Here is a 25,391-nt window from a genome sequence, read left to right on the forward strand (position 1 = left end):
CCGCTACGACAAGACCGCGACCATCTACCTCGCCGGACTCCACATCGCCGGCATCTTCCTCTGGTCCGCCCGATGATCCAAACGAAACCGCCTAGTGCTGACCGGATGGGTTCACCGGCTCGCGACGTCCGGCACGGCACCTCGCCGTGTTGTCGCATCACCCGGTACATCCAGTGCGCGGGCGATGCTCCGCCTTGCGATGCACCACGCCGGACGCCGCGAGCTTTCCGGCAACCTGTCCGGTCACAGCACTCGCTAGACGGTGACGTCGCTCTCCGGGGTCTGTGCCGTGTCCGGCGTGCGGCCCCGGCCGCGCCGTCTGCGTACAGCCCGGGTCAGGGCGGACACCGCGCCCGCCAGGAACAGCCCGCCCACGACGACGGGGATGCCCGCGAACCACGGAGCCTCCCAGGCGCCGCCGGCGTCACCGGCGTAGATCACGCCCGCGACGGTGAGGAAGAAACCGGCGACCAGCTTCCCGGGCTGAAACTCATGACGCAGCACGGGTGACCTCCACCTGTCCCACACCGACCTGGACGTCGATGTCGATCGTGCCGGTGTTCTCGCCGCCCGTCGGCGACAGCGTCACGTCCTTGTGCCTGCCCGGCTTCACGTCCACGTCCTTCTTGTCGTCCCCCGGCAACCGGATGTCGCCCACACCCACGTCGATGCTCATCCTCACGGTCACGTCGGCAGGCGTGATCACCTTCAGTTGCCCCGCGCCGACCGCGGCCTGCGTCTCCAGCGTCTGCCCCCTGCCGGGCCGCACCCGGCTCAGGTCCAGGGTGCCGACGCCCGTGCCGACGTCGTACTTCGGCTGCACGTCCGTCGCGGTGGCGGGCGTCCACGACGTGCGTATCCAGTGCGTGGTGATGTTCTTGGGCAATGCCGCCGCGCCGATCAGCAGTGCCGCCGTCACGATCGCCAGGAACACCGATCCGGCCCCCGTCCGCCCCAGGAAGGCGCTGACCGCGATACCGAGTCCGAAGACGACCAGCGCCCAGGCCAGGCCGGTCTGCAGGCTGGTGGCGAGCGGATGCTCCTCCCACGTCGCGCCGGTGCGCAGGCCCCCGGCCAGCAGGGCGAGGAGGAAGACCCAGCCGCCGATCCAGCGCGGGCCGCGCGGCCTGGTGGGCGCGGTGTGCCGAGTGCGTATGCCGTCGTAGGCGTTCCAGGAGTCGCCGCGGCCGATGTTGACCGCCGCCGCGATGTCGCGGTCCCGCGAGTCCCCGGGGCCCCACAGATAGCCGGTGCCGCCGACGTGGGTGCCGTCCTTGACGATGGGGTCACGCCACCAGGACGGGTAGGCGGTGGCGACCGGCGGTGCCTGGGCCTCCGGAGGGGCGTCGGCGACGGCTTGGGCGGCCAGCGGATCGGAGTCGGGGGCGTCGCGCCGCCGCGACCAGTACCCGGCGCCGGCCAGGAGCACGGAGAGGACCACGGCGAAGGTGAGCACCCCGCCGTTCCTCAGCATGGTCAGGAAGACCCCGCACCCGACCAGGGCGAACAGCACGGCCGCCAGCGCCTGGCCGTCGACCCGGCCGGTCAGCAGCTTGCGGACCTCGTTCTCCTCCTCGTCCTCGTACGGCACGAAGAGCCACGCGAAGCCGTAGAAGATGAGCCCGATCCCGCCGGACGCGGCCAGCACCGCGAGCGTGATCCGGAAGATCACGGGGTCCATGTCGGTGTGCCGCCCGAGCCCGGCGCACACCCCCGAGATCATCTTGTGCCGCCGGTCCCGCCGGAACCCGCGGGCGGCCTCGGCCGCGGCGGGCACGGCATCCGCCAGCCCGGTGCCCCGGCCGGGGCTCGGGCCGGGGCCGGGTCCCGGACCCGTCGCGGCGCGCTCGTGATCGGTCATGCGTCCATGGTGACGGCCGGGCCGCCGCGACGGCAGTCGGGATGACCCTGGGCGAACCCTGATATCGGCCCTGAGACGGCGCCGGGGACCTGTTCGACCTCCGGTTTTCCGAAGATCAGGGGTGTCTCGGGGCCGGCCCCCGATGCCCCGCTGCTCCGGCCGTGTGACCATCGTGGGCATGCCGGAAGCCGCAGCAGCGCCCCTCGACGACCCGCGGCCCCTGCGCAAGCTCTACCGCAGCAGCGACGGCCGCTGGCTCGGTGGTGTGGCGCGGGGCCTCGCCGGGCACCTCGGGCTGCCCGTGATCTGGGTGCGGCTCGTCTTCGTGGGCCTGCTCATGGGCGACGGCCTCGGCGCGCTGCTGTACGCGGCGTTCTGGTTCTTCGTCCCGCTCGGCGTCGGCGGCGTCGGCGACCAGAAGCCGCCGTCCCTGGTCGGCACGGAGACCGCGCCGGACGGCCGGCGCAGACTCGTTGCCCGCAAGCCGGACCGGGGCCAGATCGTCGCCCTGCTCCTCATGGTCGTCGTGGCCATGGTCTTCGTGGGCAGCGTCAATCTCGGCAGCGCCGCCAAGGCCTATCTGATACCCGCCGTCCTCGTCGGCGCGGGCGTCGCCCTGGTCTGGCGCCAGGCGGACAACGCCCGCCGGGCCCGCTGGGCCGAGGTCGGCAGACGCCGCCGTACCCTCACGCTCCTGCGCGCGGTCGCCGGCGTCCTGCTGGTCACCGCCGGTGTCTCCGGCATGTTCGTCCTGCAGGGCTCCGCCGCCCACCTCGGCTCCGTCCTCCAGGCCGCCCTCGCGGTCCTCGTCGGCATAACGCTGCTCGCCGGCCCCTACCTCGTCCGCATGACCCAGGACCTCTCCGAGGAGCGCCTGATGCGCATCCGCGCCCAGGAGCGCGCCGAGGTCGCGGCGCACGTCCACGACTCCGTGCTGCACACCCTGACCCTGATCCAGCGCAACGCGGAGAACGCGGGCGAGGTGCGCCGCCTCGCCCGTGCCCAGGAGCGCGACCTGCGCGCCTGGCTCTACAAGCCCGAGGGCAACGGCAAGGACGAGGCCGACGAACCCGCCACCCTCGCCGAGGCGGTGAGGCGCAACGCCGCCGAGGTGGAGGACAAGCACGGCGTCCCCATCGAGGTCGTCGTGGTCGGCGACTGCCCGCTCGACGAACGGATCGGCGCGCAGATGCAGGCCGCGCGCGAAGCGATGGTGAACGCCGCCAAGTACGGTGGCGAGGGCGGCGCCGTGCAGGTCTACGCCGAAGTCGAGGGCAGGACGGTCTTCGTGTCCGTCCGTGACCGCGGCCCGGGCTTCGACCTCGACTCGATACCCGCCGACCGCATGGGTGTCAGAGAATCGATCATCGGCCGCATGGAGCGCAACGGCGGTACGGCCCGGCTGCGGGCGGTGCCGGACGGCGGCACGGAGGTCGAGCTGGAGATGGAGAGGGCGGAGAAGACGTCATGAGCGACGCGACCGAGGCGAACGGCACGGCAGGGACGCCGGAGGCGGCCGGGACGGACCGGGCCGCGGGCGGCGCGGCCGGGCGCCACGTGCGCGTGGTCCTCGTCGACGACCACCGCATGTTCCGTACGGGAGTCCAGGCCGAGATCGGCCGGACCGAGGAGACCGGCGTCGAGGTCGTCGGGGAGGCCGCCGACGTCGACCAGGCGGTCACGGTGATCACCGCGACCCGGCCCGAGGTGGTCCTCCTCGACGTCCACCTGCCCGGCGGCGGCGGGGTCGAAGTGCTGCGCCGCTGCGCCCCGTTGATGGCCGACACCGAGCGGCCGGTCCGTTTCCTCGCCCTGTCCGTCTCGGACGCGGCGGAGGACGTGATCGGCGTGATCCGCGGCGGCGCCCGGGGATACGTCACCAAGACGATCACCGGCACGGACCTGGTCGAATCCGTCTTCCGCGTCCAGGAGGGCGACGCGGTCTTCTCCCCGCGCCTGGCCGGCTTCGTCCTCGACGCCTTCGCCTCCACGGACGCCCCGCCGGTCGACGAGGACCTCGACCGCCTCACCCAGCGCGAGCGCGAGGTGCTGCGGCTCATCGCACGCGGCTACGCCTACAAGGAGATCGCCAAGCAGCTGTTCATCTCCGTCAAGACGGTCGAGTCCCACGTCTCCGCCGTCCTGCGCAAGCTCCAGCTCTCCAACCGGCACGAGCTGACCCGCTGGGCGACGGCCCGACGGCTGGTGTAAGCCTCACACCACCCGGCTCGCCCCCGCGAACGGCATCTCGTCGATCGGTGCCAGCCGCACCGGCGCCGAGGGGTTCGGCGCGTGGATCATCTGTCCATTGCCCACGTAGATGCCGACGTGGCTGATGCCGGAGTAGAAGAACACGAGGTCACCGGGGGCGAGTTCGGACCGAGAGACGCGGCGGCCCGCGGTGATCTGGGCGTATGTCGTCCGGGGCAGGGAGATGCCGGCGGAGCGGTAGGCGGCCTGGGCGAGGCCCGAGCAGTCGAAGGCGTGCGGGCCCGTCGCGCCCCACACGTAGGGGCTGCCCAGCTTCTGGTAGGCGTACGCGACGGCCGCCGCCGCGCGGGAGTCGGGTGCCGCGACGGACCCCGGCGCCGGGAGGGCGTCCCGCGTACCGTTCGCGGCCGACCGCGAGGCGGGCCCCGTCCCGTCCGCGGTGACCCGTGTCCGCTCGCGCGGGGTCAGCCGGTCCAGCAGCCGCCGTGCCTCGTCCAGCTTCCCGGTGACGGTCTTCTTCTGCCGCTTCAGCTCCGCCTGTTCGGACCTGAGCGACGCCAGCTCGGCATGGGCGGCGCCGCGCAGCTGCTCGATCTCCCGCAGCCGCTTCCGTACCCGCGCCACGGCCTGCGTCTGCCGGTCGCCGGCCCGTTCGGCGAACGCGGCCCCCCGCAGGTACTGGTCGGGATCGTCGGACAGCGCCAGTTGCAGCGCCGGGTCGAGCCCGCCGCTGCGGTACTGCGCCGCGGCGATCGAACCCAGCGCCCCGCGTGCCGAGTTCAGTTTCTCCTGCTTGCGGGCGGCCTCGTCCCGCAGGGTGTTCAGCCGTTGCTGGGCCGTGTCGGCCTTCTCCTTCGCGCCGTTGTACTTCTCGGTGGCGGTCTCCGCCTCCTGGTACAGCTTGTCCACCTTCGCCCTGACCTGGGCCGGCGTCAGCTGCGGCGCCGCGTGTCCGGTCCCGTCGAAGCCCGTCGCGGTCGCCGCGCCCGCCAGGGCGATGGTCGCCGCCGTCCGGGCGGTGTTTCCGCTGAGCGGGCGCTGTCTGGGCTTGCGGTGTGCTGCCACCTGGACCGTCACGTCCTCTCGTACGACCGCCGTGGGGGGGGGAGCGGTTTACGCGTCCGGCGGCGGCCTGCACAGGGGGAGCGGGCCGCCGCCGGACCTTCTCGGCGGTGGTGTCCGACTGCCGCCCCTGGCCCGGGCGGCGGTGGGGAGCCGGTCACCTGGTGGAGGACGCTAAACCCGACGGTGACGGCTCGGTAACGCCATGTACGGAACTGACGTCACCGGACCGCCGGGTGTCCGCGCATGACCGTGCTCCCGGCCCACAGCCGCCGACTTCGGGCAGCGCGTTGACCGATGCGGCGGTTTCCGGGGCGCGGGAGAGTCAAGTGATGCTATGGGGCGCATGTAGTGCGGCCAATTAGACTGCGGCGCCATGGACTTACTCATCAATCTGTTCATCGGCCTGCACATGGTCGGCATCGCCGCGATCCTCGGCGGCATCCTGAGCCAGGTGAAGGCGATGGGCCGGGGCGAGGCCCGCTTCGTCCCCTTCATGCTGCGCGGCGCCCTCGCCATGTTGGGCACCGGTGTGATCCTGGTAGGGCTCAACCGGGCCGACGACCAGGACGTCAACATGATCAAGATCGGCGTTAAGCTGGCCCTGTTGATCGTGATCCTCGGGCTCGTCTACGTGAAGCGGGACGAGGAGCGGGTGGACAAGAGCCTCTTCGGCCTGGTGGGCCTGCTGACCACGGCGAACATCCTCATCGCCGTGCTGTGGACCTGACCGCGCCCCCCTCGGTCACCTGCCGCGGACCGAACCGGGCCAGGCGAGCGCCTCGGGCCGTTGCCGGCCTGGAACCGGCGGACGATGCCGGCCCGTTGCTTGTACGTGGCTTGACTGTTCAAGCAGGACATCAGGAAGTTTTCGCCCGATTCCCCTTGTGTCAGTGGCTGCCCACGTCATGGCCCTCCTGAGCGGGTTGGTCACCGGCCCCGGAATGCCGGGTCGTCCCCTTCACGGAGCGGCTGCCTCCTCGATCGCGGTCCGGCTCCTGTACCGGCCCGTGGGCTTTCCGGCAGGACGCAAGGAAATCACCAGCACAGCTGCTCCGAAGAGTGCGATGAGCATGATCCAGGCCGCGCCGACGTGCACAGCGTGAACAAACGCATCGTCTGCAGCGTGCGCAAGAGTGGGCCGGTGGACCGCGGTGGTGACATGCCGGGCCTGTTCGGGCGGAAACCCGCGCCCGGTCCTGCACCGGCCCGGGTGCATCGCTCAGCGAGGGTTCGATCGCGCGCCGGTACACGATCGACATGATCGTGCCGCCAACTGCGACTCCCGATCACGCTGCCGGTCTGGCGCACGGTGTTGGTGACAGTCGACCCGGCACCGGCCCGATCCAACGGCAGGGAGCTGATCAATGGCTGCCATCACCGGGCCGATCACCATGCCGATGGAGAGGCCCTGGACCAGCGACAGGATCTCGCTTACGGATGAGCGGGGTTTGCAGTCCGCGGAACCCGTAGGCGCCCATGGTCAGCGCCGCCCTGGTGAGCGCTGGTGTGGTGACAGGCGTAGCGGCCAGCGGCGAACCACATGCCGGCCTACAACGGGCTCAGGCCGGTCGCACCACGCTGTGGATGATCGATTCGCCGCCGTAGTAGATCGACTCCTCGCGGACGTAGGTACCCGGCTTGGGGGCGTGGATCATCATGCCGTTGCCGATGTAGATGCCGACGTGGCTGACATCGTCGTAGAAGAAGACCAGGTCACCGGGCTGGGCGTCGGCGAGGGGAACCGTGGTGCCCGCCTCGACCTGGTCGTAGGTGGTGCGCGGCAGGCTGACGCCGGCGGCCTTCCAGGCGGCCTGGGTCAGGCCGGAGCAGTCGTAGGAGCCGGGGCCGGTGGCGCCCCAGACGTAGGGTTTGCCGATCTGGGCACGGGCGAACGCGATCGCTTTGTCGGCCATGGTGGCGTACGAGGGCGACGTGCCGGAGGAGCCGGACGAGGTTCCGCTCGCCGAGCCCGACGAGCCCGACGAGTCGGACGACGAGCTGTCCTGTTGCGCCGCCGCCGCCTCCTGCTGCTGCTTCGCGAGCTCCGCCGCCTTGCGCGCGGCCTCCTCCCGCTTCTGCCTCTCGATCGCCGCGAGCCGCGCCTTCTCCTGGGCCGTCAGCGTGGACAGCAGTTCCCGTGCGGTGGCGAGCTTCTTCTGGACGGTGGCCTTGGCGGTCTGCAGGTCGTTCCGCGACTCGGTCAGCGTCTCGAGGCTCTTGGTCGCCTCCTGCCGCTTCTTCATGGTCGCGGACTGCTGGGTGACGTAGTCGTCGACCGCGTCCTTCTGCCGGGAGGTCAGCCGGCTCATCAGCTGCGTCTGGTCGAAGTAGTCCTGCGGGGTGTCCGCGAGCAGGAAGGTGGCGGTGTCGGGGGCGGTGGCCCCGGTCCGGTACTGGGCCGCGGCGAACGAACCCAGCTTCTCGCGCGCCTTGTTGAGCTTCTCCGTGCGCTTGGCCACCTCGTCGAGGAGGGCGTCGACCCGTCTGCGCTGCTTACCGGTGTTCTCCTTGGCCGCGTTGTACTTCTCGGTCGCCGACTCCGCCTGCCGGTACAGGTCGTCGACCTTCTTCTCGACCTCCTCAAGGCTCGGCTTGTCACCGTCAGCGGACGGGGTGGCGTCGGCCGTCTGGGAGAGCAGGGCCATGGAGGTGAGCGCGGCGGTGGCGAGGGCGGGGGTGCGTATACCAGCCACACCCGAGGGACGCTTGCGGTGCGACGCCAAGGGAGGCGACTCCTTCCAATGTTCCGCCTACCGGGTTAGCTGTCGGGTTCGGGCGGGTGGTTCGGAAGGGTTGCCCTACGGCCCTTCTCCCGGAGGGAGACGGACCGATTCACCCCAAGTTCGGTTGGGTCCCCGGCTCCGGTCGCCGCAGGGCGGCGCGCCGGACTCGGCGGAGGCCGCGCGGCCCGGCGACGTTCGCCGGTGGGGGCGTGCGGCCCGCCCGGCACGGTAGCCAACTCCTGTGGCTCATGTGAAGATTGATGCACGATATGCCCGATACATTTCTGTGACCCGGGGCAGAGATCCATTTCGGGTGACAGTGCGGCTCCGCAGAGTGAGCGGCGGGGAATCCGGTCATTTCCCGGGGCGGCGGCCGGTTGCCGGTGGGGCGCCCTAGACTCGGAGAGCGATGAGCAGCCTCTTTGACGACAGCTTCCTGGCGGACCTCCAGGCCCCTCGCGGGCACGAGGAGGAGCCCCCGCCACCGCCCGAGGACGAGCACGCTCCGGAGCCGGTTCCGGACGATCTGTTCGGGGGGAAGTTCGACGTGCCGCCGGACCGGGACGCCTACTACCGCGACGGCGCCCACCGCCCGGCCGTCGACTCGGCCGCGCTCCTGGAGGGGCTGAACGACAACCAGCGGGCCGCCGTCGTCCACTCCGGCTCCCCGCTGCTCATCGTGGCCGGCGCCGGCTCCGGCAAGACCCGCGTACTCACCCATCGCATCGCCTACCTGCTGGGCGAGCGGGGCGTGCACCCCGGGCAGATCCTCGCGATCACCTTCACCAACAAGGCCGCGGGCGAGATGAAGGAGCGGGTCGAGCAGCTCGTCGGCCCGCGCGCGAACGCGATGTGGGTGATGACCTTCCACAGCGCGTGCGTGCGCATCCTGCGCCGGGAGAGCAAGAAACTCGGCTTCACGTCGTCGTTCTCGATCTACGACGCCGCCGACTCCAAGCGCCTGATGGCCCTGGTCTGCCGCGATCTGGACCTCGACCCCAAGCGCTTCCCGCCGAAGTCCTTCAGCGCCAAGATCTCCAACCTGAAGAACGAGCTGATCGACGAGGAGGACTTCGCCGCCCAGGCCACCGACGGCTTCGAGAAGACCCTCGCCCAGGCCTACGCCCTCTACCAGTCGCGGCTGCGCGAGGCCAACGCCCTGGACTTCGACGACCTGATCATGACGACGGTCAACCTGCTGCGCGCGTTCCCGGACGTTGCCGAGCACTACCGCCGCCGGTTCCGCCACGTCCTGGTCGACGAGTACCAGGACACCAACCACGCCCAGTACGCCCTCGTGCGCGAACTCGTCGGCACCGCCGGGCACCCGGTGGACGTACCGCCCGCCGAGGACGACCTGCAGCCCGCCGAGCTGTGCGTGGTGGGTGACGCCGACCAGTCGATCTACGCCTTCCGCGGCGCGACCATCCGCAACATCCTCCAGTTCGAGGAGGACTACCCGGACGCGACGACGATCCTGCTGGAGCAGAACTACCGCTCCACCCAGACGATCCTCTCGGCGGCCAACGCGGTCATCGAGCGCAACGAGTCCCGCCGGCCGAAGAACCTGTGGACCAACGCGGGCGCGGGCGCCCGCATCACCGGGTACGTCGCCGACACCGAGCACGACGAGGCGCAGTTCGTCGCCGACGAGATAGACCGCCTCACGGACGCGGGCGAGGCGAAGGCCGGGGACGTCGCCGTCTTCTACCGCACCAACGCCCAGTCCCGTGTCTTCGAAGAGGTCTTCATCCGCGTCGGCCTGCCCTACAAGGTCGTCGGCGGCGTCCGTTTCTACGAGCGCAAGGAGGTCCGGGACGTCCTGGCCTACCTGCGCGTCCTCGCCAACCCGGAGGACTCGGTCCCGCTGCGCCGCATCCTCAACGTCCCCAAGCGGGGCATCGGCGACCGCGCCGAGGCGATGATCGACGCCCTGTCCCAGCGCGAGAAGATCAGCTTCCCGCAGGCGCTCAAGCGCGTCGACGAGGCGTACGGCATGGCCGCGCGCTCCACGAACGCCGTCAAGCGGTTCAACACGCTGATGGAGGACCTCCGTACGATCGTCGAGTCCGGCGCGGGCCCGGCGACCGTCCTGGAGGCGGTGCTCGAACGCACCGGGTATCTGGCCGAGTTGCAGGCCTCCACCGACCCGCAGGACGAGACCCGCATCGAGAACCTTCAGGAACTCGCGGCGGTGGCACTGGAGTTCGAGCAGGAGGCCGGTGAGGGCGAGGAGCCGGGCTCGCTCTCCGACTTCCTGGAGCGGGTGGCGCTGGTCGCCGACTCCGACCAGATCCCCGACGAGGACGAGGACGGCTCCGGTGTCATCACCCTGATGACCCTGCACACCGCAAAGGGCCTCGAGTTCCCGGTCGTGTTCCTCACCGGCATGGAGGACGGCGTCTTCCCGCACATGCGCGCCCTCGGCCAGACCAAGGAGCTGGAGGAGGAGCGGCGCCTGGCGTACGTCGGCATCACGCGTGCGCGGGAGCGGCTGTATCTGACCCGGTCGGCGATGCGCAGCGCGTGGGGCCAGCCGTCGTACAACCCGCCCTCACGCTTCCTGGAGGAGATCCCGCCCGCGCATGTGGAGTGGAAGCGGAAGGGAGCGGCGGCCCAGGTGTCCTCGGGACCGGCGTCGGGAGTGGCGGCCTCGCTGTCGTCGTCCCGCTCGCGCTCCTCGGCGTCGGGCGCGTCCGGTTTCGCCACGCGCCGCACCTCGGAGAAGCCGGTGGTGGGCCTGGCCGTCGGGGACCGGGTGACGCATGACCAGTTCGGGCTCGGCACGGTCGTCGCGGTGAAGGGCACGGGCGCGAACGCCGAGGCGACGATCGACTTCGGTGACGCCAAGCCGAAGCGGCTGCTGCTGCGGTACGCGCCGGTGGAGAAGCTGTAAGACGTCAGGGCGGCAAGGGTCCGGGGGTGCGTCCCCCGGGGCCTACGTCGGGTCGAGCCCGTGGCTGCGCAGCCACGGCAGCGGGTCTATGGCCGCCCCGCCGCCCGGCCGGACCTCGAAGTGCAGGTGCGGGCCGGTGGAGTTGCCGGAATTCCCGGAGTACGCGATCGGCTGCCCGGCTTTGACGCTCGTACCGGAGGGAACCCGGTAACTGGAGAGGTGGCAGTACCAGGTCTCCGTGCCGTCCTTCGCCGTCAGGATCATCATGTTGCCGTAGGCGCTGTTCCACTGCGTCCGTACGGTGCCGTCGGTCGCGGCCATCACGGTCGTCCCGTACGCGACGGGGAAGTCGATGCCGGTGTGCACGGACATCCAGTTCACGCCCGCCTGCCCGAAATAGGCGCTGAGCCCTTTCTGCGTGACCGGAAGGACGTACTTGGGGCGCAGCCGCTCCTTGCGGGCCGCCTCCGCCGCCGCCTTCTTCTTCTCGGCTTCCTGCTGGGCCTTGAGGTCGATGCGTTCCTGCGTCCGGCTGGCCCGGTCGGCGAAGTCGTCGGCGCCGGCGGAGAGGGTCTTGAGCTGGGTGTCAAGCTTGCTGTTGGCGACGGACGGCTTGACCGCATGCGTGTCCGAAGCGGCGGCCGTCGTGCCCTTGCCGCCGTCGGTCAGACTGCCGACGGAGGCGGCGGCGATTCCGGCGACCCCCATGACGCATGCCGAGGGCACGGCGACGGTCAGCAGCGCCGAGCGCTTGGGAGGCGTACGGCGGCGGGAGCGCGCCGCACTCCGGGAGCCCGCCCGGGGCGGGGCCGGGGTGATCTCTTCCTGGTCGTCGAGCAGCGGGGCGACGGTGGGCAGCTCGCCGGTGGCGGCCGACTCGCCGTCGTCCGCGGGGTGTTCCTGGGCGGCTTCCTCGTAGGGGACCTGCTCGAAGGTGGCGGTCGCCTGCTGGTCGAAGGGCTGCTCGAAGGATTCGGGCTGCTGCTCGGGCTCGGCGGCGGTGCCGTCGGAGTTCCACTGCGTGGCGTCGTACGCGCCGGTGTCGAAGGCCTGCGTGCCCCATTCCCACTGCTGGGTGAGGTCGGCGGCGGCACCGGCCTGGTCGGGCCGGAGCCAGGCGCTCGCGTCCCACTGGCCGCTGGTGTCCGGGGCCGTGGCCTGGTGCGGGACACCGGCGAGCTGCTGGTGACCGGTCGTCCAGGCGGTGGAGTCGTAGGTGCCGGAGTCGTAGGCGGTGTGGTGCTGGGCCGCGTACGGGTCGTAGTGGCCGGTCTGGTGGCCGCCGGTCGCCCACTGGGTGGTGTCGTACGCGCCGGTGGCGTGGTCCTCGCCCGGGATGTTGCCGAAGAGCGGGTCGGTCTCGAAGGTCGTGGTGGCGTGGGCGCCGGTGTGGAAATCGGTGGCGCCGTAGTCGCCGTACGTGGTGAAGTCGCCGTAGTGGGCTTCCTGGCCCCCGTGGGTCGCGTAGTGCGCGGAGGCGGCGTCGGAAGCCGGAGCCGGGGTGGTCGTGGTCCCCGACGGGTGACGGTCGTTCACCAACTTCTCTTTCGCCTCGACAACAGGGGCTGGCAGAGCAGTGCGGCGACTGTACCCGGCGGTACGCGGGCGCGACAATCTTCGGCCGGTTTCGCGTGCGAAGGAAACGGGCAATCGGCCGTGTTTCGGGGGACGGCGGGCACGGGTTTGGCTTTGCGTTCGAAGAGTGTTCGATGCCAGGCGGCTGTCCGGGCCCGTAAGCGGGCTGTGCCGGGCGGCTGTTGCGCCGTCCGGCACGTCCGCCGTCAAGCCGGGGTCAAGAAGCGACCGTGAGCCCGCCCCGGCGTTTCGCGGCCCCCGCCGTCGGCCGCTCGGTGTCGAGGGCCTGCCGTATCCCGGCGGCGACGGCCGGGTGGACGGGCAGGGCGAGATGCCCGATCCCGGTCACCGGCACGTTCAGGGCCATCAGGTCGGGGTGGTCGATACGGGCCGTCTCCAGCGGGTCCATCAGGGAGTCGAGGTCGCTCCAGAAGCTCACGAAGTACGTACGGCAGCCGGGCGCGGGCCGGGTCAGCTCCTCGATCAGCTCCGAGTCGGGGCGCATCTGGCGCACGATCGGGTGCGCGTTCGCCAGCGGCACGGCCCGGGTGCCGCCGTGCGGGCTGCCGAGCGTCACGAGCGTACGGACCCGGAGGTCACCGCCGAGCCGCTGCACGTAGTAGCGCGCGATCAGTCCGCCGAGGCTGTGGCCCACGACGTCGACCTGGGGGCTGCCGGTCCGCTCGCAGACCTCCTCTATGTGCCGGCCCAGCAGCTCCGCCGCGACACGGATGTCCCGGGTCAGCGGCGAGTAATTGAGCGACTCGACCCGCTGCCTGCCGTGCTGGAGGAGACTGCGGCGCAGCAGCACGAAGACCGAGCGGTTGTCGATGAAGCCGTGCAGCAGGACGACCGGGGGCCGCTCCTGGACCGGCAGCTTGGCGCCGCCCGGCGCGGGCACCGCCACGGCAGGGGAGCGGTGCTCCTGGATGATGCCGGTCGGATAGAGCAGCACATGCCCCGCCAGGATGGCGGCTTCCAGGGCGGTCGCCTTCAGCAGAGCCAGGGAGAGCCCCGCGAGTCTGTCCGGCACGAGGCGGCGGCAGAGCGGAAGTATGGGTTCCAGTGCCCTGGTGACCTTCATGGCCGGCCTCCTGCCCGCACGCAGGAGAACGGCTCCGTCCCCCGTGTGCCCTCGTGGGATTCCGCGGGGAACGTGGCCAACGGGGCGCGAGCGGCCCGCGAGAGATGCGTGGGGCGTGCGGCGCCCGCGGCGTCCTGCCCGACGTGCCCTTCGTGACCCCGTGGACCACGCCGCGGCTCCCGAACGTGTCCCACCGTGTGATTTCCCCCTCGGTCAGCACCGTGAAACTGGCGGTTGAGGGATGCTGTGGATAACGTTCGTTCACTTCTCGCTTCATGGAGGCAGCGATGGGTGTGGCAGCCGGTCCGATCCGCGTGGTGGTGGCCAAGCCGGGGCTCGACGGCCACGACCGCGGCGCCAAGGTGATCGCGCGGGCGCTGCGCGACGCCGGCATGGAGGTCATCTACACCGGCCTCCACCAGACGCCGGAACAGATCGTCGACACCGCGATCCAGGAGGACGCCGACGCGATCGGCCTGTCCATCCTCTCCGGCGCCCACAACACCCTCTTCACGGCGGTCATCGACCTCCTCAAGGAGCGCGACGCCGAGGACATCCTGGTCTTCGGCGGCGGCATCATCCCCGAGGCGGACATCGCCCCGCTGAAGGAGAAGGGCGTCGCGGAGATCTTCACGCCCGGGGCGACCACGGCGTCGATCGTGGAGTGGGTGCGGGAGAACGTGCGTCAGCCCGCGGGGGCGTAGCACCTCCGGCGGGTGTGCCCGGAGGGCCGGCGCACCATGCCGGGCGCTGTTCAGTGCGCCTCGGCCGAACCCAGCTCGTCGGCCATCGCCGCGCGCAGGCGCAATGTCGTCACGAGCCGCTGGAAGGCCTCCGCCCAGTACCCCCCGGCCCCCGGCGACGCGTCCTCCGGTTCGTCCGGCACCGCCAGCAGCCCGTCCAGCCGTGACGCCTCCGCCGGATCCAGGCACCGCTCGGCCAGGCCCATCACACCACTGAAACTCCATGGATAACTCCCCGCGTCCCGCGCGATGTTGAGAGCGTCCACCACCGCCTGCCCGAGCGGCTCGGCCCACGGCACCGCGCACACCCCGAGCAACTGGAACGCCTCCGACAGCCCGTGCGTCGCGATGAACCCGGCCACCCACGCGGCCCGTTCCCCGGCGTCCAGCGTGCCCAACAGCTTGGCGCGCTCGGCCAGGGAGACCGCCCCGGGACCGCCCGCCTCGGGCGCCGAGGGCGAGCCGAGCAGCGCCCGGGCCCACTCGGCGTCCCGCTGCCGCACCGCCGCGCGGCACCAGGCCGCGTGCAGCTCGCCCTGCCAGTCGTCCGCGACCGGCAGCGCCACGATCTCCTGAGGCGTGCGCCCGCCGAGCCGTGCCGGCCAGGCCCCGAGCGGGGCGGCCTCCACCAACTGGCCCAGCCACCACGACCGTTCTCCTCTGCCCGTAGGAGGTTTGGGCACTACACCGTCTCTCTCCATCCTCGTGTCGCACTCAAGGGGCGCTTCCACCGCGATCGTCGGCGTGTCCCGTGTGTGATCGATGGCCACGCAGGCCCCCGCCCGGACCGCCATCCGGGCGGCGAGCGCCGAACCGGGCAGCGCGGAGAGCAACTCGGCCGCCGTCGCCCGTACGTTGCGGCTGCGGTCGGCCAGGGCCTGCTCCAGGAAGGGCTCGTCCTCGGCGGACAGCCCCGTGCGCAGCGAGTCGAGGAACATCAGCCGGTCCTCCGCGCGCTCCGTTGCCCAGGTGCCCGCAAGCAACTCGCGCCCGACCGCGGGCCTGTGCGCCCGGATCGCCGTTAGCAGCGCGACCCGCTCGGCGAACAGCCCCTCCTCCCAGAGCCGTCGCACCTCGTCGGCGTCGTCCGGGTCCGGCAGCGCCGCGCCGCCGCCGGGCGCCGCGCGCAGGGCGAACCGCCAGTCCGCGTTCAGCCGGGCCAGCCACAGCGCGCGCGGCCCCGCGAACGCCAGCACCGCCGGGCGCAGGTCCGTACGTCCCCGGGCCGCGTCCAGCAGCGCGGGCAGCGCCTGCGGAGGCGGGGCGTAGCCGTGCGCGTTCGCCGCCGCGAGCCACTGGGGCAGCAGCTCCATCAGATCCGGCGAGGTGCCCCGGCGGCCGCCGCCCGGGCCGGGGCGGTCGGCCAGCAGCGTCGCCAGCCTGCGCGCCGCCGGGCCGGGCAGCGCGGGGCGCGGGTCCCCGGGCGCCGGTTGTGGCCGCGGGGCCGCCGGCGCCGGCCGCAGCCCGGCCCGCCGCCGTACGGTCTCCACGGCCGCCGAGTCCAGCAGCGCCACCGGCGCGTTGGTCCCCGGGGCGCTGCCCGCCGGCGGCCGCCGGTCGGTACCGAGCAGGGCCGTGGTGACGAGCTCCTCCCAGGCGCCCGCTGCGGGCGAGTCCGCCGGAGCGGGGGTGCTGTTCATGACGTGCCTCTCGGTCGGCGGGCGGTGCGGCGACGCGGTGGGAGTCGTGGAGTGAGGGAGCGGCGGATTCGTTGAACGGTTATCCACACCGGATGTCCCCCGATGCGGGCTGTATGCGCCCTTTCGCCCGGTCAGCACAGCGCCACCGCCTCCCCCGCTCCCGTCGGCCAGGCCGTCAGTGGGGTGAAGCCCCGGTGGCCGCACTCGCCGAAGACCTTGACGGGGGCGCCGCCGGAGAGGGCGACGAGGCGCCACAGGCCCGGGTGGGAGCGGGTGGTGGGGGTGAGGGGGAGAGCCGAGTCGGAGTCGGCGTCCGCCAGTTGCCAGGAGTCGCCGTCCGGGGCCGGGACGACCCGGTCCAGCGTCACGGGGACCGCGTCCAGCCACGGGTCGTCCCGCAGCGCCTCGCCGTAGCGGGCGGCCGCCTGGGCCGTGGTCAGGCCCGGCGGCCGGATCGCGGCGGGCGCGGGCGGGGCGAACCGCTCGCCCAGGGCCGCCCGCAGCCGGCCGGCACCCGGATAGGCGGACAGCTCGGCCTCCAGGGCCAGGCCGACCGGCAGCGCCAGCTCGGGGGCACGGCCGGCCGCGCCGTACGACAGCAGCAGAGCTGTACGGCCCGTCCCGGCGCCGTACAGCCATATCCGGCGTGTGGTCAGCTTGGTGTCGGACGTGTCGTACTGGGCGAGGACGAGCCAGCGGTCGCGCACCGGTGGGCCGTCCGCCGAGGCGGGCAGGCCGACGCGGGAGCGGACCGTCGCCGCGAGGCCGTCCGGGAGCCGCTCGCGGCGCAGCCAGCCCTGGTCGAGGAGGTGCAGCAGGGCGCAGTCCTCCAGCAGCCGCACCGGCCAGCCGGGCCCGGAGGCCGGTATCGCCCCCAACTCCCGCACCCGGGCCGCCAGTCCCGGCGCCTGCGCGTCGACCATGCGGGCCGCCGTCTCCTCCCACAGCCCGTACCCCGCCTGCTCGGCCGAGGCCAGGCCGCCGCGCAGCAGGTCGGCCAGCCGCTGCTCCAGCTCCGTCACACCCGCGGTGACCCGGTCGGCCCGGCGCTCCGCCCGTCGCCGCGCCGCCGCCGGATCACCGGAACCGGACGGGGAACCCCCGCCGCCCGCAGCCCGTTTCTCCTGCATGCGCTCGCGTCTGCCCGCGAGCCACTCCTCGGCCCAGTCCGGCGCCTGCGCCGCCCCCGGCACCGCACCGTCCCCCTGCGCCCACCGCAGCAGCAGGCCGAGCGCGTGCTTGCACGGGAACTTCCGGCTCGGACAACTGCACTTGTACGCGGGCCCGGCCGCGTCCGCGATGTCGACGACCGTCTGATACGGCTTGCTGCCACTGCCCTTGCACAGCCCCCACACCGTCCCCTCGTCGGAACTGCCCGTCTCGGACCACGGCCCGGCCGCCCCGAGTTTGCTCCCCGCCTTGCGTGACGCGGCGTCAGGCGCCAGTGCCAGCACCTGCTCCGCGGTCCAGCGCACCCCCTGCTCAGTCATGCCACCGACGGTAGATCCCACCACTGACAATCGGCCCTGCGAGCGCGTTTGCGCAGGTCAAAGCGATTGTCAGTGGCGTGGTGCAGGGTGGATGCCAGATCCGAACCGGCCGAGCTGGAGGGGGCCTCAGCCATGACTGTGTCCGTGGAACCGACATCCGTGCAGGTGGGTGGAGAGCAGCCGGCCGAGGCGTTGCGGCCGCACGCCGAGGACGCCTTCGCCGACGAACTCGCCGCGCTGGCCGCGCAGGACGACCGCCCGCGCCCGGCCCGCTGGAAGCTGTCGCCGTGGGCGGTGGCGACGTACCTGCTCGGTGGCACGCTGCCGGACGGCACGGTGATCACGCCGAAGTACGTGGGCCCGCGCCGCATCGTCGAGGTCGCCGTCACCACCCTCGCCACCGACCGCGCGCTGCTCCTGCTCGGCGTGCCCGGCACCGCCAAGACCTGGGTCTCCGAGCACCTGGCCGCCGCCGTCAGCGGCGACTCGACCCTGCTGGTGCAGGGCACGGCGGGCACCCCCGAGGAGGCGATCCGCTACGGCTGGAACTACGCGCGGCTGCTCGCCCACGGCCCCAGCCGCGACGCCCTCGTGCCCAGCCCGGTCATGCGGGCCATGGCGGAGGGCATGACCGCCCGCGTCGAGGAGCTGACCCGGATCCCGGCCGACGTGCAGGACACGCTGATCACGATCCTGTCGGAGAAGACGCTGCCGATACCGGAACTGGGGCAAGAGGTGCAGGCGGTCCGCGGTTTCAATCTCATCGCCACGGCCAACGACCGCGACCGCGGGGTCAACGAGCTGTCCAGCGCCCTGCGCCGCCGGTTCAACACGGTGGTGCTGCCGCTGCCGGAGAGCCCCGAGGCCGAGGTCGACATCGTCTCCCGCCGTGTCCGTCAGATCGGCCGCTCCCTCGACCTGCCGGCCCGGCCCGACGGCATCGAGGAGATCCGCCGCGTCGTGACCGTCTTCCGCGAGCTGCGCGACGGGGTGACCGCCGACGGCCGTACGAAGCTGAAGTCGCCGAGCGGCACGCTGTCGACGGCCGAGGCGATCTCCGTCGTCACAGGCGGCCTCGCGCTGGCCGCCCACTTCGGCGACGGCGTGCTGCGTCCGGGCGACGTGGCCGCGGGCATCCTCGGCGCCGTCGTCCGCGACCCGGCGGCCGACCGCGTCATCTGGCAGGAGTACCTGGAGACGGTCGTCCGCGAGCGGGACGGCTGGAAGGACTTCTACCGGGCCTGCCGGGAGGTGAGCGCGTGAACGACTCCCGCCGGCCGAGGGCATCGGCCGCAGGTCCGCTGCTGCTCGGCGTGCGGCACCACGGCCCGGGTTCGGCGCGGGCGGTGCGGGCCGCGCTGGAGGCCGCCCGGCCGGGGGTGGTGCTCGTCGAGGGGCCGCCCGAGGCCGACGCCCTGATCCCGCTGGCCGCCGACGCCGGTATGCGGCCCCCGGTCGCGCTCCTCGCCCACGCCGTCGACGAGCCCGGCCGCTCGGCGTTCTGGCCGCTGGCCGAGTTCTCCCCGGAGTGGGTCGCGATCCGCTGGGCCCTGGACCAAGGGGTTCCGGCCCGCTTCATCGATCTGCCGGCCACCCACACGATGGCGTGGGGGAGAGAGGAGGAAGGAGAAGAGGAGGAGGCCGGTGCCGCAACTGGGCCCGCCGCGGGGCCCGCTGAAGAGCCCGCTGAAGGCCCTGCCGCCGCGCACGACGTCCGCCTCGACCCCCTCGCCGTCCTCGCCGCAGCCGGCGGCTACGACGACCCCGAGCGCTGGTGGGAGGACGTCGTCGAGCACCGGGGCGTGGCCGACCGGGACCCGTTCGCGCCGTTCGCCGCGCTGGAGGAGGCCATGGCGGCGCTGCGGGAGCGGTACGGCACCGGCGGGCACGCCCGGGATCCCGTGCGGGAGGCGTACATGCGGCTCCAGGTGCGGGCGGCCCAGCGGGAGTTCGGGGACGCCGTGGCCGTGGTGTGCGGGGCGTGGCATGTGCCCGCGCTGCGGGAGAAGGCCGCCGTCAGCGCGGACCGGGCGCTGCTGAAGGGGCTGCCCAAGGTCAAGGTGGACATGACCTGGGTGCCGTGGACGCACCGCAGACTGGCCCGGGCCAGTGGGTACGGCGCGGGCATCGACTCACCCGGCTGGTACGGGCACCTGTTCACCGCGCCGGACCGGCCGGTGGAGCGGTGGCTGACCAAGGTCGCGGGCCTGTTGCGGGAGGAGGACCGGATCGTGTCCTCGGCCCACGTGATCGAGGCGGTGCGGCTGGCCGGGACGCTCGCCGCGATGCGGGGCCGCCCGCTGGCCGGCCTGAGCGAGACCACCGACGCCGTGCGCGCGGTGATGTGCGAGGGCTCGGACGTGCCGCTGGGCCTCGTGCACGACCGGCTGGTGGTGGGGAACGTGCTGGGCGAGGTGCCCGAGGGGGCGCCCGCGGTGCCGTTGCAGCGCGACCTGGCCCGGCAGCAGCGCCGGCTGCGGCTCGCACCGGAGGCGCTGGAGCGGGAGCTGGAGCTCGACCTGCGCAAGGAGACCGACGCCGGACGCAGCAGGCTGCTGCACCGGCTGCGGCTGCTGCGCGTCGACTGGGGCGAGCCGTCCGCCTCCCGGGGCAGCACGGGCACCTTCCGGGAGACGTGGCGGCTGCGCTGGGAGCCGGAACTGTCGGTGCGGGTCGCCGAGGCAGGGGTGTGGGGCACGACCGTGGTCGCCGCCGCGACGGCCAAGGCCGAGGCGGACGCCCTGGCCGCGCAGTCCCTCGCCGAGGTCACGGCCCTCGCCGAGCAGTGCCTGCTCGCCGAACTGCCGGACGCGCTGCCCGTGGTGATGCGCGTCCTCGCCGACCGGGCCGCGCTGGACGCGGACGTCGGCCACCTGGCGCAGGCCCTCCCCGCCCTGGTCCGCTCCCTGCGCTACGGCGACGTGCGCGGCACCGACACCCGGGCCCTGGCCGAGGTCGCCGCGGGCCTCGCCGAGCGGGTCTTCGTCGGCCTGCCCCCGGCGTGCGCCGCCCTCGACGCCGACGCGGCCGAGGAGATGCGCGGCCACGTGGACGCCGTCCATGGAGCGGTCGGGCTCCTCGCGGAGGCGGCCGTCCCCGGCCACGGCGACCTGCGCCGGCGCTGGCGCGCGGTGCTGCGGACCCTGTCCGCGCGCGAGACCGTGCCCGGGGTCGTCCGGGGGCGTGCCGCGCGCATCCTGCTGGACGACGGGGAGCTGGGTCAGGACGCGGCGGCCCGGCTGATGGGGCTGGCCCTGTCGCCGGGAACGCCGCCCGCCGACGCCGCCGCCTGGATCGAGGGCTTCGTCGGCGGCGGGGGCGGGATGCTGCTGGTGCACGACGAGCGGCTGCTCGGCCTGGTCGACGCCTGGCTGACCGGGGTGCCGGCGGCGGCGTTCACGGACGTACTGCCGCTGCTGCGGCGCACGTTCTCGGCGTACGAGGCGGGGGTGCGCCGGACCCTCGGGGAGCTGGTGCGGCGCGGGCCCGGGGAGAGAGGGGGCACGACGGGCGCCGGACCCGGCATACCCGGCTTCGCGGCCGACCTCGACCCGGACCGCGCGGACGCCGTGCTGCCGGTGGTGCGGCTGCTGCTGGGCCTGGACGAGGACGGCGCGCACGCCGACGACAACGACCTGGTGGGGGTGGGCACATGACGACCGAGCCGGCGTACGCCGACGACCCGGCCCGGGAGCGGCTGCGGCGCTGGCGGCTGGTCCTCGGCTCGGACGCGGCCGACGGCACCGGATGCGCGCTGTCCGGGCGGGACGCGGCGATGGACGGGGCGCTGACCGCGCTGTACGGAAAGGGGGACCGGCCGCGGACGGGCCGGGACCGCGCGGCGGGGCTCGGGGCGTCGGCGCCGTCCGTGGCCCGCTGGCTCGGGGACATCCGCACCTACTTCCCCTCCTCCGTCGTCCAGGTCATGCAACGGGACGCCATCGACCGGCTCGGGCTGGCCACCCTGCTGCTGGAGCCGGAGATGCTGGAAGCGGTGGAGGCCGACGTGCACCTCGTCGGCACGCTGCTCTCGCTCAGCAAGGCCATGCCGGAGACGACGAAGGAGACGGCACGGGCAGTCGTGCGCAAGGTCGTCGAGGACCTGGAGAAGCGGCTCGCCACCCGCACCAGGGCCACGCTCACCGGCGCCCTCGACCGCAGCGCGCGCGTCAGCCGGCCGCGCCACCAGGACATCGACTGGAATCGCACGATCGCGGCGAACCTCAAGCACTACCTGCCGGAGTACCGGACGGTCGTGCCGGAGCGGCTCATCGGCTACGGGCGGGCGTCCCGGTCGGTGAAGAAGGAGGTCGTCCTCTGCATCGACCAGTCCGGTTCGATGGCGGCGTCCGTCGTCTACGCGTCCGTGTTCGGGGCGGTGCTCGCCTCGATGCGGTCGATCAGCACGCGGCTCGTCGTCTTCGACACGGCCGTCGTCGACCTCACCGACCAGCTCGACGACCCGGTCGACGTCCTCTTCGGCACCCAGCTGGGCGGCGGCACGGACATCAACCGCGCGCTCGCCTACTGCCAGTCGCGGATCACCCGGCCCGCGGAGACGGTGGTCGTGCTGATCAGCGATCTCTACGAGGGAGGCATACGCGACGAGATGCTCAAGCGGGTCGCGGCGATGAAGGCGTCGGGGGTGCAGTTCGTGACGCTGCTCGCGCTGTCGGACGAGGGGGCGCCCGCGTACGACCGGGAGCACGCGGCCGCGCTGGCCGCGCTCGGCGCACCGGCGTTCGCATGCACGCCCGACCTGTTCCCGGAGGTGATGGCCGCGGCGATCGAGAAGCGTCCGCTCCCCGTGCCGGACCGGTGAAAACGGACATGACTACCCATCGGTAACAGGGGACTTGCGCAACCTCGGGCGTCCCGTGCAAGGATCGACGTCGCGTCGTGCCGACCCGTCGCCCTCGTCATTCCGCCGCACGGGAGGACCGTTCCCCTCTTGACCTGGCCAGCAGCCCTGTCCGGTGCCGCCGTGCGCGTGTTGCGCACGGCGGCGGGACGGCGTGCGCTGCACCTGGTGCTGCTGGTGGGCGGCTTGTTCGTGCTCGGTTTCCTCTGCGGGGGACAGGCGCACGCCGCCGAGGGGACGACACCGGTGGTTGCGGCGACTTCTACGGCTTCGACCGCTTCGACGGTTTCGACCGCCGCCAAGGATGTCGTTCAGTCCGTTCCTGGTCATGTCGCCCGACCGGTCGGTGACCTGGTCGGCACGGTGACCCAGGACCTGGGCGAAGCCCGGGCGAAGGCGCCGTCGTTGCCGAAGCTGCCCGTCCTGCCGAAGCCGCCGGCGAAGCCTTCGCTGCCCGCGCCGGTCACCGAGGCGCCCCGACCGCAGCAGCCGGGCGGCCCCAGCGTCTCGTCGCCTCCGGAAACCGCGTCCGGCGCACACGCAGGCACGCGGTCCCGTACCGATTCCCGCACCGAGCCCCGTACGCGGACGGCCGTGGCCCACGGCCCGGGCCTCACGCCCGGCGTCACCGCACCGGCCGCTCGGACGCACGCCGACGGCCACCGCACCGCGGTCCCCGTCGGCGTCCCCTCCCACCCCGCGCCCACCGGAGACCCGGACGGCGCGCTCAGCAACCGTGCGGCGGTCGACAACGGCACGTCACGCCACGTCGACGCACATGCCGTCACCCCTGACCACCGGGCACCGCTGCGTCTCGTGCCCGGTGCCACCGCGCGCCTCGACGCGCCCGGGACCCGGGACAGGCACCGGGACGTTCCCGTCTTCCCCGGCTAGGGCTCCGTCCCCGAAGGCAGCCACGGCCGTTTCCCGGCCGTACACGACCTGCCGCGCGGGGGCGGAACAGGTCTGCCCGCACGTCCGGACGTCCCTCCGTCCTCCGGACGCAAGCCGCTCCGAAGTCCCGGAACCCTTAAGGATCTGACGCACGCATGAACAAGAACATCCGCCGCTCCATCGTCATAGCCGCCGGTGTCACCGGCGCCTGGGCGCTCGGCTCGGCCGTCGCCAGCGCCGACGAGCTGCCCGCCTCGGCCCTCTCCGTACCGGACACCGCCTCCGGCACCACGGGCACCGTCACCGACACGGCCGACGGTGTCGTCTCCGACGTGCAGGACACGGCGGCCAAGGCCACCTCCACCGTGACCGGCACCCTGGGCACCGCGGCCAAGGCCCAGCAGCCGGCCCGGACCGGCACCGACACCGCCGACCAGGCTCGCCGCTACGTGGACACCAAGGTGCCCTCGGCCGACCGGATCAGGGGGGCCGAGGCCATCAAGGGCGCCCAGGCGGCCCGTGCCCCGCAGGCCGGGACCGCTCACGCGGCCCACCAGGCCAGGGGCACGGCGACCCACAAGACCGCCGACAGGGCGGCTCACGCCGTCTCTGACGCGACCTCTGCGCACACCTCTCCCCAGGACGACATCGACTACCTCTTCGGCCCCCTGTCCTCCTTCGCTCCCGAGCTGGAGGAGGCGCTGGCCGCCGCCCAGACCAAGCTCCGGTCCACCCAGTCGGCCGCCCGCACGCAGGCGCAGGGCGTCGACGGTGTCGTACGGACGAAGACGCAGCAGCCGGCCGCGGCTGCCGGCCGCACCGCGGCCGACGTGACCACGGCCGCCCAGGCCACCGTCTCCGCCGTCCCCGGCCACGTCACCGGCACCGTCACCGGCGTCGAGCAGCGGGTCGTCGGCACGGTCAAGGCCGTGCCGGGGACGGTCACGCCGGTCGTCGACGAGACGGCCGCCGCGGTCGTGCCGCCGGTGGCCGGGACCGCCGTGGACGGGGTGCTGCCGCTCGCCGGGCACGCCGTGGCGGGTGTCGGGCCCGTCGCCGGGCACGCGGTCGCCGGGGCCGTGCCGACCGCGACGGGCGCCGTGGACGGCGTCACGCCGGTGGCCGGCGGTGCCGCGGCCGGGGTGACGCCCGTCGCCGGGCACGCCGTCAGTGCCGCGACGGGGCTGGCGTACGGCGTCGTGGCGGACGTGGAGCCCGTCGCGGGCGGGGCCGTCCAGGGCGTCCAGCCGGTCGCCCAGGGCGCGGTCGCGGGGGTGGGGGGCGTCGCCACGGGTGCTGTCGCGGACGTGCCGCCGTACGCGACGGGGGTTGTCGCCGACGTGCCGGCGTACGCCACCGGGGTCGTCGGGCAGGTCGCCCACGACACCACGGACGCGGTGCTGCCGCCCGTCGCGAACACCGCCGTCCACGGGGTCGTGCCGGTCGCCGGGCAGGCCGTGGCGGACGCGGGCACGCTCGCGTACGGCGTCGCGGGTGACGTGCGGCCCTTCGCGGGCGGGGTCGCCGGTGCCGTACCGCCGCTCGCGTACGGGGTGACCGGGCAGGTGGGGCCCTTCGCGCAGGACGTCGTGGGCGAGCTGCCGCCGTTCGCCGACGGGGTCACCGGGGCCGTCCAGCCGGTCGTCGACACGGTCGCGCGGGCCGTCCAGCCCGTCGCCGGCAGTGCCACGGCGCTGGCGTACGGCGTGACGGGCGACGTCACCCCGTTCGCGGGCGGTGTCGCCGGCCAGGCCGACCCCTTCGCACAGCAGGTCGCCGGGCAGGTGGCGCCGTTCGGGCAGAACCTCACCGGGACCGTGCACGCCACCGCCGCTCCGCTCGCCGGGCACGCCGTCACCGGTGTGGCGGGCGTGACCGAGTCGGCCACTCCGGGATATGTCCATGACACGGGGTACACGCACAGCATGCAGAACCCGCACACGGTGTACGACGGGTACACCTACGGCGTCTGAGGCTCACCCGTCCCGACCGACTCCGTGGGGCTGAAGGGCCCGGACGGCCGAATGCCGTCGGCGCGTCCGCCGACACCTCACGGACCGGGCCGGTTGGTCCCCATTGGGGTGGGGATCACCTGGCCACGGCCCCTGAAGGGCCATTCCAGAGGCCTCACCGGGTCAACCCCAGCCCGGTGAGGTCTCGCCGCTCCGGCACCCCGTGCCAGTGAGCGCGGCATCATGTGACAGGTATCACCGCTCAGGTGTGACCCGCGATTTAGGGGCCCTCCGCAAGCAGCGATAACCTGCGAGACGGACATGCCGCGCGCTCGGACACCGTGTGCGCTTCCCTTGTGACTCAGGCGGACGTCACGTTGCCCTTCGCGGCACGCC

Annotated in this window: 18 protein-coding genes and 1 riboswitch; of the genes, 10 read left to right on the forward strand and 8 right to left on the reverse strand. The window is 73.1% G+C overall.

Annotation, left to right across the window (positions count from 1 at the left end):
- Positions 1–255: 255 nt before the first annotated feature.
- On the reverse strand, positions 256–504 hold the full coding sequence (locus ACIBBH_RS06975) for a hypothetical protein (protein WP_399402750.1): 249 nt from the start codon (positions 502–504) through the stop codon (positions 256–258).
- On the reverse strand, positions 491–1,861 hold the full coding sequence (locus tag ACIBBH_RS06980) for a PspC domain-containing protein (RefSeq protein WP_399402751.1): 1,371 nt from the start codon (positions 1,859–1,861) through the stop codon (positions 491–493). The genes ACIBBH_RS06975 and ACIBBH_RS06980 overlap by 14 nt, the downstream gene beginning before the upstream one ends.
- A 178-nt stretch (positions 1,862–2,039) precedes the next feature.
- Here ACIBBH_RS06980 and ACIBBH_RS06985 point away from each other — a divergent pair, with 178 nt between their 5' ends.
- Both ACIBBH_RS06985 and ACIBBH_RS06990 read left to right on the forward strand, forming a co-directional pair.
- Complete coding sequence (locus ACIBBH_RS06985) at positions 2,040–3,332, forward strand: PspC domain-containing protein (protein ID WP_399402753.1); 1,293 nt, start codon at positions 2,040–2,042, stop codon at positions 3,330–3,332.
- A complete protein-coding gene (locus ACIBBH_RS06990) occupies positions 3,329–4,072 on the forward strand; it encodes a LuxR C-terminal-related transcriptional regulator (protein ID WP_399402755.1) in 744 nt (247 codons plus the stop codon). The genes ACIBBH_RS06985 and ACIBBH_RS06990 overlap by 4 nt, the downstream gene beginning before the upstream one ends.
- Positions 4,073–4,075: 3 nt before the next feature.
- On the opposite strand, the gene ACIBBH_RS06995 is transcribed toward ACIBBH_RS06990, so the two are convergent.
- Positions 4,076–5,137, reverse strand: a complete 1,062-nt coding sequence (locus ACIBBH_RS06995) for an NlpC/P60 family protein (protein WP_399403625.1) — start codon at positions 5,135–5,137, stop codon at positions 4,076–4,078.
- 373 nt (positions 5,138–5,510) lie between these two features.
- Here ACIBBH_RS06995 and ACIBBH_RS07000 point away from each other — a divergent pair, with 373 nt between their 5' ends.
- Positions 5,511–5,864, forward strand: a complete 354-nt coding sequence (locus ACIBBH_RS07000) for a hypothetical protein (protein ID WP_399402757.1) — start codon at positions 5,511–5,513, stop codon at positions 5,862–5,864.
- A gap of 832 nt (positions 5,865–6,696) precedes the next feature.
- Here ACIBBH_RS07000 and ACIBBH_RS07005 read toward each other — a convergent pair.
- Positions 6,697–7,860, reverse strand: a complete 1,164-nt coding sequence (locus ACIBBH_RS07005) for an NlpC/P60 family protein (protein WP_399402759.1) — start codon at positions 7,858–7,860, stop codon at positions 6,697–6,699.
- Positions 7,861–7,867: 7 nt separating this feature from the next.
- Positions 7,868–8,042: riboswitch (cyclic di-AMP (ydaO/yuaA leader) on the reverse strand.
- Between the two features lie 227 nt (positions 8,043–8,269).
- On the opposite strand from ACIBBH_RS07005, the gene pcrA reads away from it, so the two are divergent.
- Entirely contained in the window at positions 8,270–10,756 is a 2,487-nt protein-coding gene (pcrA, locus tag ACIBBH_RS07010; protein ID WP_399402761.1) for a DNA helicase PcrA, read from the forward strand.
- Between the two features lie 42 nt (positions 10,757–10,798).
- On the opposite strand, the gene ACIBBH_RS07015 is transcribed toward pcrA, so the two are convergent.
- Both ACIBBH_RS07015 and ACIBBH_RS07020 read right to left on the reverse strand, forming a co-directional pair.
- Positions 10,799–12,292, reverse strand: a complete 1,494-nt coding sequence (locus tag ACIBBH_RS07015; protein ID WP_399402763.1) for a peptidoglycan DD-metalloendopeptidase family protein — start codon at positions 12,290–12,292, stop codon at positions 10,799–10,801.
- Positions 12,293–12,548: 256 nt separating this feature from the next.
- Complete coding sequence (locus ACIBBH_RS07020) at positions 12,549–13,415, reverse strand: esterase/lipase family protein (protein ID WP_399402765.1); 867 nt, start codon at positions 13,413–13,415, stop codon at positions 12,549–12,551.
- A gap of 287 nt (positions 13,416–13,702) precedes the next feature.
- On the opposite strand from ACIBBH_RS07020, the gene ACIBBH_RS07025 reads away from it, so the two are divergent.
- Positions 13,703–14,119 (forward strand): cobalamin B12-binding domain-containing protein, encoded by a 417-nt coding sequence (locus tag ACIBBH_RS07025; protein WP_399402767.1) that lies wholly within the window; start codon positions 13,703–13,705, stop codon positions 14,117–14,119.
- A 50-nt stretch (positions 14,120–14,169) separates the two neighbouring features.
- Here the strand turns inward: ACIBBH_RS07025 and ACIBBH_RS07030 are convergent, their stop codons facing one another.
- Together ACIBBH_RS07030 and ACIBBH_RS07035 are read right to left on the reverse strand one after the other, a co-directional pair.
- On the reverse strand, positions 14,170–15,798 hold the full coding sequence (locus ACIBBH_RS07030; RefSeq protein ID WP_399402769.1) for a DUF5691 domain-containing protein: 1,629 nt from the start codon (positions 15,796–15,798) through the stop codon (positions 14,170–14,172).
- Between the two features lie 131 nt (positions 15,799–15,929).
- Positions 15,930–17,288: an SWIM zinc finger domain-containing protein gene (locus ACIBBH_RS07035; RefSeq protein ID WP_399402771.1), complete on the reverse strand. Its 1,359-nt coding sequence runs from the start codon at positions 17,286–17,288 to the stop codon at positions 15,930–15,932.
- Between the two features lie 132 nt (positions 17,289–17,420).
- On the opposite strand from ACIBBH_RS07035, the gene ACIBBH_RS07040 reads away from it, so the two are divergent.
- From ACIBBH_RS07040 to ACIBBH_RS07060, 5 genes are all read left to right on the forward strand, one after another.
- A complete protein-coding gene (locus ACIBBH_RS07040) occupies positions 17,421–18,551 on the forward strand; it encodes an AAA family ATPase (protein ID WP_399402773.1) in 1,131 nt (376 codons plus the stop codon).
- Positions 18,548–20,944, forward strand: a complete 2,397-nt coding sequence (locus ACIBBH_RS07045; RefSeq protein WP_399402775.1) for a DUF5682 family protein — start codon at positions 18,548–18,550, stop codon at positions 20,942–20,944. The genes ACIBBH_RS07040 and ACIBBH_RS07045 overlap by 4 nt, the downstream gene beginning before the upstream one ends.
- The gene (locus tag ACIBBH_RS07050; protein WP_399402776.1) at positions 20,941–22,110 is read left to right on the forward strand and encodes a VWA domain-containing protein; all 1,170 of its coding nucleotides are present in this window, start codon (positions 20,941–20,943) and stop codon (positions 22,108–22,110) included. Before ACIBBH_RS07045 ends, ACIBBH_RS07050 begins: the two co-directional genes overlap by 4 nt.
- Before the next feature lie 129 nt (positions 22,111–22,239).
- Positions 22,240–23,043, forward strand: a complete 804-nt coding sequence (locus ACIBBH_RS07055) for a hypothetical protein (RefSeq protein WP_399402778.1) — start codon at positions 22,240–22,242, stop codon at positions 23,041–23,043.
- A 155-nt stretch (positions 23,044–23,198) separates the two neighbouring features.
- Positions 23,199–25,016 carry a hypothetical protein gene (locus tag ACIBBH_RS07060; RefSeq protein WP_399402780.1) on the forward strand — a complete coding sequence of 606 codons (1,818 nt, stop codon included), beginning with the start codon at positions 23,199–23,201 and terminating at the stop codon, positions 25,014–25,016.
- Positions 25,017–25,391 lie beyond the last annotated feature (375 nt).

Origin of the sequence: Streptomyces sp. NPDC051636 (genome assembly GCF_044453765.1) — a bacterium.
Taxonomy (GTDB): Bacteria; Actinomycetota; Actinomycetes; order Streptomycetales; family Streptomycetaceae; genus Streptomyces.

Excerpts from the sequence above, each read along its gene's own strand:
- ACIBBH_RS07040 (WP_399402773.1), top strand. The coding sequence starts at position 17,421 with ATGACTGTGTCCGTGGAACCGACATCCGTGCAGGTGGGTGGAGAGCAG.
- ACIBBH_RS07035 (WP_399402771.1), bottom strand. The coding sequence starts at position 17,288 with ATGACTGAGCAGGGGGTGCGCTGGACCGCGGAGCAGGTGCTGGCACTG.
- ACIBBH_RS07060 (WP_399402780.1), top strand. The coding sequence starts at position 23,199 with ATGAACAAGAACATCCGCCGCTCCATCGTCATAGCCGCCGGTGTCACC.
- ACIBBH_RS07030 (WP_399402769.1), bottom strand. The coding sequence starts at position 15,798 with ATGAACAGCACCCCCGCTCCGGCGGACTCGCCCGCAGCGGGCGCCTGG.
- pcrA (WP_399402761.1), top strand. The coding sequence starts at position 8,270 with ATGAGCAGCCTCTTTGACGACAGCTTCCTGGCGGACCTCCAGGCCCCT.
- ACIBBH_RS06985 (WP_399402753.1), top strand. The coding sequence starts at position 2,040 with ATGCCGGAAGCCGCAGCAGCGCCCCTCGACGACCCGCGGCCCCTGCGC.
- ACIBBH_RS07050 (WP_399402776.1), top strand. The coding sequence starts at position 20,941 with ATGACGACCGAGCCGGCGTACGCCGACGACCCGGCCCGGGAGCGGCTG.
- ACIBBH_RS07000 (WP_399402757.1), top strand. The coding sequence starts at position 5,511 with ATGGACTTACTCATCAATCTGTTCATCGGCCTGCACATGGTCGGCATC.
- ACIBBH_RS06980 (WP_399402751.1), bottom strand. The coding sequence starts at position 1,861 with ATGACCGATCACGAGCGCGCCGCGACGGGTCCGGGACCCGGCCCCGGC.
- ACIBBH_RS06990 (WP_399402755.1), top strand. The coding sequence starts at position 3,329 with ATGAGCGACGCGACCGAGGCGAACGGCACGGCAGGGACGCCGGAGGCG.
- ACIBBH_RS07020 (WP_399402765.1), bottom strand. The coding sequence starts at position 13,415 with ATGAAGGTCACCAGGGCACTGGAACCCATACTTCCGCTCTGCCGCCGC.
- ACIBBH_RS07025 (WP_399402767.1), top strand. The coding sequence starts at position 13,703 with ATGGGTGTGGCAGCCGGTCCGATCCGCGTGGTGGTGGCCAAGCCGGGG.